The sequence below is a fragment of the Clostridium gelidum genome (genome assembly GCF_019977655.1).
Taxonomy (GTDB): Bacteria; Bacillota; Clostridia; order Clostridiales; family Clostridiaceae; genus Clostridium; species Clostridium gelidum.
In genome coordinates this window covers 4,414,261-4,426,769 of sequence record NZ_AP024849.1, presented here as the reverse complement: position 1 = coordinate 4,426,769, position 12,509 = coordinate 4,414,261, and the positions used below count along the sequence as shown (strand labels likewise).

Below are 12,509 nucleotides of genomic sequence, written 5' to 3'. Positions count from 1 at the left end.
AATTGCTATTGATACGATGAACTATCATAAACAGAATACAAAGTCCCATTATTCATAAACTAGGAAGTATATAAAATGTTAGTTAATTCAGTTCCCTCTATAAAGTCTTAGAGTAAGACATCTAAGACTTCCACCACCGGCAAGGAGGGCATCATCTGGATGAAACTTTATAATTTTCACACTGCGATCATGAAGCATTTTCTGAGTTTTTGTGGTTAATGAAAAGTCATAATGAATAATTACATTAGGTTCAAGAGGAATGAAGGAGGTTCCCCAATATAATTGTTCACGATTTGTAATGTTGATTATTTCTACTCCATTATTAGCCATGTAGGTTTTAAAATCTATCTGAATTTTGGCATCTTTTGTAATGAGAAAAGTTTTTAGAAATGCAGGAATGTACGCTAGAGCTAAGGTGTCGCTAATACGATTATAAATCATATCGGGATGCATATACCTCCTGAGCTTAGGAATTTTTACATAAATTACTTTCTTGAAAATCTCTAAAAACTTTGGAATACCTTTCATAATAGAAGCTTCAGTATGCCTTTCGGTGTTTGCTATTAAAAGAGTGTCTGGAGATAACATTAAGCATCCTTCAAAATTATCACCTGTATTAAATTCGTGGAATATAGGAATTCCAAGATTTGTTAGAGCCTCCTTAAGAACAATATCTTCATGTTCTCTTCCTCCAGGGCACATCTTAGATAAAATAGCTCCATTTGTATTAACAACTCCAACATCGTGTAGGTATGTTAGATTAGGGTGTTTATTCATTAAATCTATATTTTCACTTACAAGACTACTAAGCTCTAAAACCTCTATTCCAAGAGATTTTAAAAACTGTGAGTATCTTATATGTTCATTTATGAACTTGTGATAATTAGGTGATTTATTAAATAGATAATATTTATAGTTATTTTTGTTTATTATATTAAGGGACGTTTTAGGAGTGTGAATCATAACACTTTTCAATTTGCCAAGCTTTTCAGTACCATATTGCCCTATAAAGCGATTTGTTTTCACGTCAGTTAAATGTATATCCATATATTATTACAGCTCCTCATCTTTTTTATATGATTTAGTTTATCCAGATTCACTTTATTTATAATTTATGTATATTGCAAGAAAGCTTCGTCATAATGACGAAGCAATTAAATTTGCAATAATAATCATAATGTTTTAAATTATGATTATAATAAAGATACTGAAAATAAAAATAGAAATTAGGTGTTAAAGATGAAAAAAACATTGTATGATTATAGGGATAAAATAAAGAGATTACCCATAAAAGATAAATATAATAAAGATGAAATTTTAATAAATGATTTTTTAATAGAAAAAGAGAAAGACATAGAAATATATTATTCACCTCATAATGAGTATATAAATTCAAAGGCAAGGGTATTTATAGTTGGAATAACTCCTGGTTTTCAGCAAATGAGCACTGCTATTTCTACTGCAAGAAGAGAACTGAAAAATTATAACAATATTGAAAAAATTCAATATCAATGTAAGAAAGCAGCACGTTTTAGTGGTAGCCTTAGAAATAATCTAATTAATATGCTAGATGAAATAGAAATTAATAAATATTTAAAGATAAATAGCTGTAGTCAGTTATTTGAAGAAAAGGATTATTTATTACATACTGTTTCATTAATACCATATTCTGTTTTTGTAAAAGGTAAAAATTATTCAGGTCATACTCCAAAGCTTATGAAAAGTGAATTTTTGATGAAATATATTAATGAGAACTTCGTTAATGAATTAAAAAGTTTAGATAATGTAGACAATATTCTTATAATACCTTTAGGAAGATCAGTAGAAGAAGTTTTATATAAGTTATGCGAAAATAATATCATAAATGAAAATCAAATTTTAAAAGGATTTCCACATCCATCTGGAGCCAATGTAAATAGATTAATTCAATTAAAAGAAAATAAAGAAAAGATGATTGAAATAATAAAAAATAATTTTAAATAAGACTTGTAAAACCAATACTAAAGTATTCTACTTAATACACAAGTTCCCAAAAGATAAATAAAATAGTGTAGTATAATTATGAGAGACTATATACAAATAAACATATACTATTAAAAGTTGTTTGATTGGTTAAGAATCTTAAAATTAAAAATGGAGGTCTTAAATATGAGGGGGAAAGAAAATAAAGTAGTAGTAGAATATTTTCATGTTGCATTGCTATGTATTTTTATTGCAGTATTTATTTGGTCATTAATTAATCCTATGGATTTATTTACGTGGTTTTTAGAAGTATTGCCTGCAGTAATAGGCTTAATTCTTATAATAATCACATATAAGAGATTTAGGCTAACTAACATAGTTTATGTGCTAATACTAATACATTCTATTATTTTAATTATTGGTGGACATTATACATATGCAGAAATGCCTGCTTTTAACTGGTTAAGAGATACTTTTGAACTTTCTAGAAATCATTATGATCGTTTAGGTCACTTTGCACAGGGTTTTATACCTGCAATTATTATGAGAGAAATACTACTTAGAACTTCACCACTAAGAAGAGGCAAATTATTAAATATTTTAGTAATATGTACTTGCTTAGCGATTAGTGCGTCATATGAATTAATAGAATGGGGAGTAGCAGAAGCTACAGGTAGTGCGGCAGATGCATTTTTAGGAACTCAAGGCGATGTATGGGATACACAATGGGATATGTTTTTTGCATTAATAGGGAGCATTAGTTCATTGTTATTACTAACAAGAGTTCATGATAAGTTTTTAAAACAATATAATAAATGCTAGAAACGAAATAGATTAATAAGTGATTTTATAAAAAAAGGAATAAATTTACGTGAACTACAATGTTATAATCCGTTTTCATCAAGGAATTTAATGAATTTCTTTTCTGATAAAATTTCATTTGTTACAAACTTACCATTAAAGAAAAAGCTATATGTTGTAAATGGTGAGGGCGCATTTTTAGCACTATCTAAGTTTTCAAATTTGTGTATTATTAATTCAACACTTCGTTTATTAGCTATTTCTTTTATTATTTGAATATATTTTTCGGTATGTGGACATTGATTAGAATAATATACTACCAAACCATCTTCTGAAATTTTGCTTTCTTTTGCACAATTTTTAAAAGATGGTTTTTCTGTTCCGTCTTCAAAAGGAAGATACAAAAGTTCATAGTATGGTTCAGCAGTGTCAGCAATTTTGAAGCCTTTGTATTTCAGATAATTTCCATCACTTAAAAATGGCATTTTCTTTTTTGATGAAATTACGACAATGCCTTTTTTTCCTTGAGATTTACTATCTTTAATACACTCATTTAATAATATATTTGATATTCCTTTTCCTTTATATTGTCCAGAAATCCAAAAGCAATCAATAACCATATATTCATCTGCATTAATTGGATACCAAGCTTTTTTACCAGGTATATATTCAATAAAAACTTTGCCTCTTACATCTGCTTTTTTAAAAATAAGTCCGTCTTTAAAGCGATCTTTAAGCCAGTCTTTTTTTGAACTAACACAACATTCTCCTTTTTTTTCGGAAATAGCACAACATATATGCTCTTGATATATATTATTTTCTGTTATTTGAATAAGTTCCACAATAATCTCTCCCCTCGTTTAATTAAAGAATACCACATATAACATGACAACAGTAGGTCATATTAAGTTGAATATATTCAAATATTTATTTCTATACTAATGGTTGAATCTAAAAATCAAGAATTACGTTATGAAGTTTGTGTGAATAAAGTAACAGTAATTTTAAAACAAAATCAGGAACTGAATCTTTAACCAATTTGCACTTATAAGAAAAATAAAGAGATAGAGATATTAATATTTCTATTATAATAAATTAATTATGTAAAAAGAAGGAGGGGAGCTGTAGGTTAGTAAAGGGAAACTTGTGAAATTTGTAGTATAATGAAGGGAGGACATCTGGGAGAAATTGTGTAAAGGACTAAATTCTAAAATTGATATAAATATATTATATGAATCCTTTATAAATACCCCTATAGATATGCAAATGATAGAATTTATAGATGAACTAAAACAGCAAAATTATAAAATTGGTATGGTTACTGATAACAAGAAAGACCGTATAGATGATATTGTTAAATATTATGATTGGAATGAAATATTTGATTCAATTACTATTTCGGCAGAAATTGGTTCAGGAAAAGACTATAATGAAATTTTTGTAAAAACTATAGAGGGATTGAATGTAAATACTGATGAATGTGTATTCATTGATAATCAAGAAAAGAATCTTATTGTTCCTAAAAGCATGGGAATGAACATTATTTATTTTGACCATGAAAAAAGAAACTATGAAAAACTTATTCAAGAGTTTAAAAATTTATCAATTAATATTATAAAATATTAATATTACATAAAACGAGCATAACATACGCAACATTTTTATATTGATCATTATAGGTGGACAATCTCACCTATAATTTTTTAAGGCTATATTTCAACACTATATTAAACCATAGCCAAATTTAAAGAAAGAAACAAATTTTTAAATAGATACTTTTTAAAGAAAAATGGGGTTAAATTTAAATGTTTTACAATTTTAAAAATAAAAAAGTTAAGAATAAAAAAATTGAACAAATGACAAACAATAATGAAGTAAATACTGTTTATGAGTAAAGCACAACTATTCTTTGGGATAGAGTGCTTTTTTGTTTTATCTCAAATATTATAATAAAAAATTTCTACATATAAAATTATGTAGAAGAAATACAAAAAATTAATATGAGATTTAAAAGATACTATAGTATGCTATGTAATAAGTTGTACCAAGAAATAATGAAATTGTTTAATGATCAATATAATTTCTATTTTATGATAAAATTAGATTAATAGGATAAAGAAAGGTAGGATTATGATGGAAATAAGAACAGTATCAATTATTGGATTAGGTGCATTAGGAATTTTATTTGGAAATCACTTATCTAAAAGAATGCCAAAGGCAGATTTAAGAATAATTGCTGATAGAGATAGAATAAAGAAATATGAGAGCAATCACATGTATTGTAATGGAGAACCTTGTGAATTTAATTATATGACACCAGAAGAATTATGTGAACCTGCTGATTTAATCATTTTTACAGTTAAATATGATGGATTAAACGATGCTATCCAAGCTATGAAAAATCAAGTGGGAGAACAGACAATTATTTTATCTGCATTAAATGGCATTACCAGTGAGACTGTTATTGGAGAGACTTATGGCATGGATAAAATTTTACATTGCGTTGCACAGGGAATGGATGCAGTAAAAATAGGAAATAAGCTAACCTATGAACATATGGGAATGTTATGCTTTGGAGAAGGGCAACCAGGAGTTATATCTACAAAAGTAAATAAGGTCACAGAGTTTTTTGAGAAGATGGAATTTCCGTACCAGGCTGTTATTGATATGAATAGGAGGCTATGGGGTAAATTTATGCTAAATGTTGGTGTAAATCAAACAGTAGCTGTATATGAAAGTAATTATGGTCAGATTCAAAAAGAAGGACAAGCAAGAGATACAATGATTTCAGCTATGAGAGAGGTTATGGTACTGTCAGAGATTAAAGGTATAAATTTAAATGAAGATGACTTGAACTATTGGTTAGATATATTAAGCACTTTAAGCCCAGGTGGAAAGCCATCAATGCGTCAAGATTTAGAAGCAAAGCGTTATAGCGAGGTTGAGTTGTTCTCAGGTACGGTAATTAAAATGGGCGAAAAATATTGTATTCCAACACCTGTGAATCAGCAGCTGTATGATAAAATTAAATTTGTAGAAAGCCAGTATTAAAAAAGTATTAATGCAGGAGGTAAGATGAATTCTAAATTTAAAGTTAAGCAAATTACGAAATTGTACGAGAGTTGCAACAAATGTGGGCTACCAATAATAAATTGCATCTGCAATATTACACCTAAAATAGGAACTAAAGCAAAGATGTGGATATTATCAACGGAAAGAGAATTCCGTAGACCTTCAAATACAGCTAGATTACTGAAATTGGTTAATCCAGAATCAACTGAGTTAATTCTTTGGGAGAGAACAAATGATCCTGAAAAATTAATTGAATATATTAATAGTGAAGAGTATGAAATATATATGCTATTTCCTATAGAGAATGATGATTTATCAGAAAGAAAGTTTGAATATAAAAGTTCGGAAAAAACTCCAGCATTTATTATCTTGGATGGTACATGGAAAGAAGCTGCGAAGATATTAAGGAAGAGTGATTATTTAAAGAAGTTACCAAGAATTTCATTAAATCCAATTCATAAGTCAGAATACACTTTGAGAAGAGGTGCATCAGAAGGCGAACTGTGTACTATTGAAGCAGCAATTGAAGTACTTAAGTTAAATTATGAGTTTGAGAATGCACAGTTAATTAAAGGTGTCTTCGATTTGTTTATAAAAAGTTTTATAGCAGGAGCTAATGGACTGAAATTTTAAGAAATTTATATTTATAAGAAAAAGAGGATAAATTAATGGTTAAATATAAAGAATTAACGAAGGAACATATTAAAGAAATAGCTGAAATTTATGTAGATGCCTTTAATTGTGAACCATGGAATGATGAATGGACCACTGACAGTGCTTCTAAACGTATTTCTCAAATGATAAATTGTGAAGGATTTGATGGATTGGTTGCTTATGAAGATGAAAAGCTAATTGGAATGATACTAGGTAATCATGAATATTATTATGATGCAATGCTTTTCCAAATTAAAGAATTCTGTGTGGATGTAAAAGTTAAATGTACTGGAATAGGAACTAAACTCATTGATGAATTTACAAATAGATTGAAATCGAAAGGTATAGATAGAATTGTTTTGCTAACAGTAAAAGCTGATGTAACGGAAGGTTTTTATAAAAAGCAAGGATTTGAGAGTTTTGAAAATATGGTTATGATGGGAAAAGAAATTTCAAAATAATTTTGTAAAAGTTGCAAGAAAAATATGGATGAAGATAATGATGGAAAATTACAGCAATTATTCCCAACTTAATCGTTTTGTAGGAAAAGGCAAGTCATTTAAATCCTCGATAATGTAGTTGATATTTTTGATTGATTTTTAATAGGAGTAAGGTATTTTTATATGTTTCTATGAAACTTTGTTTATAGAAACATATTTTAAAAGATATATATGTTCAAAGAAAAATATATAAATATATAAATATGTAAATATTTATAGGAAACATCGATGGTTGAAGTAGTTTGCTTTCATTTTGAAGATTATTTATTTTTATAAGGGGGATATGATGGAAAGGCAAAAGTTGTTAGATGAATTAGTTGAATATGGTTGTCGTATTTTCGAGAACGATCTGAGTGGAATATATCTACATGGGTCTATTGCCATGGGATGCTTTAATCCAATCAAAAGTGATATAGATATTTTGTTTGTAGTAGAAAACGCAATTACAGACCTTCAAAAGAAAATGTTTATGGACGTTATTGTTGCTTTAAATGATAATGCACCCGCAAAAGGAATTGAAATGAGTTTAATTAGAAGTGAGTATTGTAAAAACTTTGTTTATCCAACTCCGTTTGATTTGCATTTTTCAAATACGCATCTAAACTGGTATAAGAGTAATCCAACTGAATATATTGAAAAAATGAATGGTACAGACCATGATTTAGCAGCCCATTTCGTCATTACTAAGAATCGGGGTATTGTTCTATATGGAAAACCAATTAATGATGTTTTTGGAGAGATACCATCAGAAGCGTATTTAGATAGTATTAAGAGCGATATTATCGGTTCACAAGATGAAGTAATAGATAATTCGATTTATATTATTTTGAATCTTTGCAGAGTTTTGGCATATGTGCAAGATAGGTTGGTGCTTTCTAAAAAAGAAGGTGGAGAATGGGGAATAAAAAATGTTGATGGTAAATATAAAGGATTAATTAAAGAAGCACTTGTATGTTATACTTCAGACCAAAATATTGTGCTGAATCATTCACTTGCATTGGAATACTGTGAGTATATGGAAAGTAAGATAGGATTAAAAGAATAATCATAAGAATAGTCTAATTCGCAATCTATGATTGTGCACAACAGTAGAATATTATTCTGTAAGTGCAATCTATTACGTCGAACTGACACTGTATTAACCAATAAATTACTTGGGGTAAAAAGGGGAAAGATATGTTTAATAAAGTTAAGAAATTTTTCAAAAGAAATAGAGTATTAAGCATTGGAATTATACTATGCTTGGGAATTATGAGTACTTATGCATATACTAAATTTATGCCTAAATGGTTTTCGGAGACAGATACGTACAATGTAGTAAAGGAAGCATTTTTAACTGATAATGGATACTCTGAGGAATTATCCAAGCATATGTCACAAGAAACATTTAAAAGCATAAATATTTATAACATTTATAATGTGAATAGTCCCGACTATAAAAAACCTTTTAAAGTAGACTTTAGTCTACATGAAAATTCACGATTTAAAATTCCAGGTATAGTTTATGTGCAAATGACTTATTCAGTTGAAATATATGATTCAAATAATAAAACCATAGGAGGTTCATGGAATATACCAATCAAATTTACTATTAAAAAAATAGAAGGTGAATGGTATATTACAGAAAAATATGAACCTGCATAAATACTAAAAAATAGGGAAAAACCTATCATGCCACCTGATGTTTTCGAAATGATCTATAAGCAAAAGGTAATAATAAACTTGCCAATATACCATATAAAACAGGAAGTAGCTGATAAGGTGTGATTACCTTTCCTCCAAAATCATAAAGTGTAAATGTCTGCAGCAATTTCCAACCTAGCAGCATCTGAGATGGTAGCATGTTTAAAATTTTATCCCAGAAGCTTCCTTGAATTAGAAACTGATCAATGGTTGAAGGAACCATGATAATTAGAACTATCAAAATAATCGTTGCAAAGGATGTTTTTACTTTAGATGAAAGGAACATAGTCAAACTACTAATAAACAGGCATCCTACATAACCCAAAAGCAATACCATCAAAAGAGCCTCACTGTTTGTGATATGATAGAAACTTTTCCAGCCATCGGAAGACGCCTGAAGTTGAGAATTACCACCCTCAAAGCCAAATATAATAAAAATAGAACCAAGCACTATACATATAGTTATCCAATATACTAGAGAGGTGGATAACAATCCAGCAAACAGCTTATATACAATCCCTTTTTTCTTTCCATGCTCAGTAGTAAGTAAGATTACATCGCTGCCTGTTTGATATTCTACAGAAAATATGGGTGCCATTAAAATACAAATTACAAATGATAAAGCAAAAATTACAGTTGCACTCTTTTCCAATGCATTCAGCCAACCATCTGCATAGGAATACTTAAGTGGTGTAGTTAAATTCTTAGCAGAATCTATCAAATATTCTTTCTCGTTTTTTGTAAGGCAGCTTGATTCCTCACTAGCCAGTAATTCTTTTAAATAATCAACCCGATTTGAATAAAATCTGCCTGCATCATCAACACTTAAGCTGTCAATAATGTTATAATCATAGAAATGAATTTTACAATAAGAGGCCATAATTAGGTGATGTATATCCATAAATCCCTGTTTTTGATAATATTGCATATTTAAAAGCTGAATATCTGATTTTGAAAGCTGAGTATCTGATTTGGGAATACCAGCATATTTACTATCTGAATTGATTTCATGATTTTCTTTTATTACATTCCCAATGAATTCTTCTGTTAAAATACCATTCCATTTCATTTTTTCATTCTTCACTAAGTTTATTGCTTTAATTCCGCTAATGCCATTTCCAGCATCATCAGCAGCATTACCAGATATTGCTTGGACACAGGAAAATATCGAGCTTCCTAAATAAACTCCTAATACTATTAAACTTATAATCGCACTCCTTTTATAAAATATTTTTTTCATTTCATATTTCAAAATTTGCATTTTCATTCACCTCGCCAAAATAGTATATAAACAAATCTTCCAAAGCAGGCTCAACCTGTATAGCAGATTCAGAAGGGCTTGTTTCTGAAATAATTCTAAGTTCAACCTTCTCGCCACAGTTCTTTTCATTGCTGAATAAATACGTGGAACATAATTCTTCTGCCTCTTTTGAATCTGCTAAGCAAGTCCATGTCTTACCTCTTACTTCAGACAGTAAATTTTCAATATCTCCCTGTGCAATAATGCTTCCATCTTTCATAATTAAAATTTCTTTTGCCATGGATTCTAAATCTGACACAATATGAGTAGATAATAGAACAATTCGTTCCTCAGCAATATGGCTGATTAGCGTACGAAAACGGATTCTTTCTTTTGGATCTAGTCCTGCTGTTGGCTCATCTAATATTAAAATCTCTGGATCATTCAGCACCGCCTGAGCAATCCCAAGCCTTCTCTTCATTCCACCAGAAAAAGTTTTTATTTTCTTCTTTTTAACTTTTGTTAGTGAAACTATATCCAATAATTCATTTACACGTTTTTTTGCAATTATTGGCTTTAATCCTTTTAATGCAGCTATATATAATAGGTAATCTTGTGCTGAAAATTCCGGATAATATCCAAATTCTTGTGGCAGATAACCAAGAATTCGCCTATATCTTTCATCCATGTCTTGGATATCTTCATCATCATATTGTATCGTTCCACTAGTAGGAGTAACTAGCGTACAAAGCATTCTCATAAGAGTTGTTTTCCCTGCACCATTAGCTCCAAGCAAACCATATACTCCTTTTTCTAATGTAAAGCTCACATGATTAACAGCCGTATTTTCTTTAAAATTCTTACATAAATTATTTACTCGTAATTTCATTAATATACCTCCAAATAACATCTTCCAGATTCCACAATTCTTTTTCCAGCAAAAATAATATACACCAAAGAAACAATCAAAAGTACATACCATGTTTTTATCTGAAGTAATTCATATACATGATAATTTTTCACCAGTAGATACCAAAAAAACGCTCCACTTATACAGCTACTTACAGCAAGAAGTTCTGAACATATTCTTCTTTTACTCCATAGCAAGGAAAAACAGATGCCGCAATTGAAATTAAATGGTACAAAGAAATAAATTACTGCTTCATATGGTGAAAATCCTCCTGTCTGCACGGTTATTACAGTTAATAAGCTCAATAATATCAAATCCAACATTCCTACTAACACTAATCTTGAAAGGTATACCTTTCGTAAGTCAAAGTATGTTGTATTTTCTACTTCATAGGTATTAGTAGATATATTTTTCCATAGCTCTGGTATTGAAAATATAATCAACAAAGGTGCAAAGATAGCACAATAGCTAATTTTATTTTCACCTATACCTTCATATAAGTTCATGAAACCCAAACTAAAAGCAGCTGCAAAGAAAACAATAAGTTGTGTCAACCAATATTTTTTACTCAAAGATAACATTTGCTGAAATAGAAACTCTAAGCTATTCATGGGTTGTAAAAGCATTTGCCTGCGATATTCCTTCTTAGCAACATCAATTGTCTGCAGCATCTTTTTTTCATCATAAGCTGGAATTTTCTGATTCGAATGAATATCCATAAAAATCCTCCTTATTTATACTTTTTTTAAGCATCTTTTTACTTTCTGAGAGACGATATTTTACTAATGAAATATTAATACTCAGTATTTCTGCAATTTCTCTGATCTTCAAATTTTGAAAATAGTATAAAAGAACCACTTCCTTGAACTCATTTGGCAACCTAGAAATTTCCTGTTCCATGGATACCTTCAGCACAAATTCTTTTTGTACTTCTTTCATATCCGCTATTTGGTCTTCCACTTGCAAGTCGGACACTTCTTTATGCTTTTTATATTCATTTTTACACAAGTTACCTGCAATAACATAAAGATAATTTTTTGCCTTACCTTTGTGAATATAGCTGTTAAAATGTTTAAAAAAATTAGTGAAAGTATCTTGTGTAACATCCTCAGCCTGCCATTTATCAGACAGTTTATAATAACAATATCTATATATTTCGTTATAATACTGCTTTACAAAATCGTCAACTGCAGATTCATCGCCATGTTTCATTCTTCGTATTAGAAAAAAGTCCTTGTCCACTACTTTACCTCCTTTCGACAGACTAAAAAGTGCGTTTCATTATGTATAACAACTTATGCAAACAAAAAGTCAGGATAATTTATATTTTTTCTCAAATTACTTTTTATATAAAAATATAGGCTGCTTACCTATGCAAGCAGCCCAATATATTCAATATAAAGACAAAAGTATTTCTTGAATTTACCATTAGTATATCATACCTATGTAAGAACAACAAAAATACAGAAGTACTGCTTAGCAGGTTTTTATTTATTTTTTTGATTGTGCCTTAATCTCAAATTAGCATAAAAAAATTAAGGAGCTATAGAATTTAATCGATGTATTAATCAAATTAAACATATAAAAATAATAAGCAACACTTGATTGGTATATTGAACTAAATTGCACTTGTCATGTTTTTTCAGAGAAAGAATGGTAGAGTACTATAATGGAGTATATTAGTTAT

The 12,509-nt window shown here is 29.1% G+C and carries 14 protein-coding genes; 8 read left to right on the top strand and 6 right to left on the bottom strand.

Going from position 1 to position 12,509, the window contains the following annotated elements:
• Nucleotides 1-87: 87 nt before the first annotated feature.
• Entirely contained in the window at nucleotides 88-1,047 is a 960-nt protein-coding gene (locus tag psyc5s11_RS20290; RefSeq protein WP_224034292.1) for an arginine deiminase family protein, read from the bottom strand.
• Between the two features lie 192 nt (nucleotides 1,048-1,239).
• On the opposite strand from psyc5s11_RS20290, the gene psyc5s11_RS20285 reads away from it, so the two are divergent.
• Together psyc5s11_RS20285 and psyc5s11_RS20280 are read left to right on the top strand one after the other, a co-directional pair.
• Nucleotides 1,240-1,983, top strand: coding sequence for a hypothetical protein (locus psyc5s11_RS20285; RefSeq protein WP_224034291.1), 744 nt, complete (start codon nucleotides 1,240-1,242; stop codon nucleotides 1,981-1,983).
• Between the two features lie 165 nt (nucleotides 1,984-2,148).
• Nucleotides 2,149-2,784, top strand: coding sequence for a DUF2238 domain-containing protein (locus tag psyc5s11_RS20280; protein WP_224034290.1), 636 nt, complete (start codon nucleotides 2,149-2,151; stop codon nucleotides 2,782-2,784).
• Between the two features lie 62 nt (nucleotides 2,785-2,846).
• Here psyc5s11_RS20280 and psyc5s11_RS20275 read toward each other — a convergent pair whose 3' ends face one another.
• On the bottom strand, nucleotides 2,847-3,605 hold the full coding sequence (locus psyc5s11_RS20275; RefSeq protein ID WP_224034289.1) for an N-acetyltransferase: 759 nt from the start codon (nucleotides 3,603-3,605) through the stop codon (nucleotides 2,847-2,849).
• A gap of 346 nt (nucleotides 3,606-3,951) precedes the next feature.
• On the opposite strand from psyc5s11_RS20275, the gene psyc5s11_RS20270 reads away from it, so the two are divergent.
• From psyc5s11_RS20270 to psyc5s11_RS20245, 6 genes are all read left to right on the top strand, one after another.
• Nucleotides 3,952-4,389 (top strand): HAD family hydrolase, encoded by a 438-nt coding sequence (locus tag psyc5s11_RS20270; RefSeq protein WP_224034288.1) that lies wholly within the window; start codon nucleotides 3,952-3,954, stop codon nucleotides 4,387-4,389.
• Between the two features lie 507 nt (nucleotides 4,390-4,896).
• Entirely contained in the window at nucleotides 4,897-5,814 is a 918-nt protein-coding gene (locus psyc5s11_RS20265) for a ketopantoate reductase family protein (protein ID WP_224038237.1), read from the top strand.
• Nucleotides 5,815-5,838: 24 nt separating this feature from the next.
• Complete coding sequence (locus psyc5s11_RS20260; protein WP_224034287.1) at nucleotides 5,839-6,468, top strand: tRNA-uridine aminocarboxypropyltransferase; 630 nt, start codon at nucleotides 5,839-5,841, stop codon at nucleotides 6,466-6,468.
• Between the two features lie 35 nt (nucleotides 6,469-6,503).
• Complete coding sequence (locus tag psyc5s11_RS20255) at nucleotides 6,504-6,950, top strand: GNAT family N-acetyltransferase (RefSeq protein WP_224034286.1); 447 nt, start codon at nucleotides 6,504-6,506, stop codon at nucleotides 6,948-6,950.
• Between the two features lie 325 nt (nucleotides 6,951-7,275).
• Entirely contained in the window at nucleotides 7,276-8,034 is a 759-nt protein-coding gene (locus psyc5s11_RS20250; protein ID WP_224034285.1) for an aminoglycoside adenylyltransferase domain-containing protein, read from the top strand.
• 131 nt (nucleotides 8,035-8,165) lie between these two features.
• The gene (locus psyc5s11_RS20245; protein ID WP_224034284.1) at nucleotides 8,166-8,633 is read left to right on the top strand and encodes a hypothetical protein; all 468 of its coding nucleotides are present in this window, start codon (nucleotides 8,166-8,168) and stop codon (nucleotides 8,631-8,633) included.
• Between the two features lie 25 nt (nucleotides 8,634-8,658).
• Here psyc5s11_RS20245 and psyc5s11_RS20240 read toward each other — a convergent pair whose 3' ends face one another.
• The 4 genes from psyc5s11_RS20240 to psyc5s11_RS20225 are packed head-to-tail and all read right to left on the bottom strand — an operon-like array spanning nucleotide 8,659 to nucleotide 12,064.
• Nucleotides 8,659-9,933, bottom strand: a complete 1,275-nt coding sequence (locus tag psyc5s11_RS20240; protein WP_224034283.1) for an ABC transporter permease — start codon at nucleotides 9,931-9,933, stop codon at nucleotides 8,659-8,661.
• Nucleotides 9,914-10,801, bottom strand: coding sequence for an ABC transporter ATP-binding protein (locus psyc5s11_RS20235; RefSeq protein WP_224034282.1), 888 nt, complete (start codon nucleotides 10,799-10,801; stop codon nucleotides 9,914-9,916). The genes psyc5s11_RS20240 and psyc5s11_RS20235 overlap by 20 nt, the downstream gene beginning before the upstream one ends.
• Complete coding sequence (locus psyc5s11_RS20230; RefSeq protein ID WP_224034281.1) at nucleotides 10,801-11,541, bottom strand: hypothetical protein; 741 nt, start codon at nucleotides 11,539-11,541, stop codon at nucleotides 10,801-10,803. The genes psyc5s11_RS20235 and psyc5s11_RS20230 overlap by 1 nt, the downstream gene beginning before the upstream one ends.
• Nucleotides 11,504-12,064: an RNA polymerase sigma factor gene (locus tag psyc5s11_RS20225; protein WP_224034280.1), complete on the bottom strand. Its 561-nt coding sequence runs from the start codon at nucleotides 12,062-12,064 to the stop codon at nucleotides 11,504-11,506. The genes psyc5s11_RS20230 and psyc5s11_RS20225 overlap by 38 nt, the downstream gene beginning before the upstream one ends.
• Nucleotides 12,065-12,509: the final 445 nt, after the last annotated feature.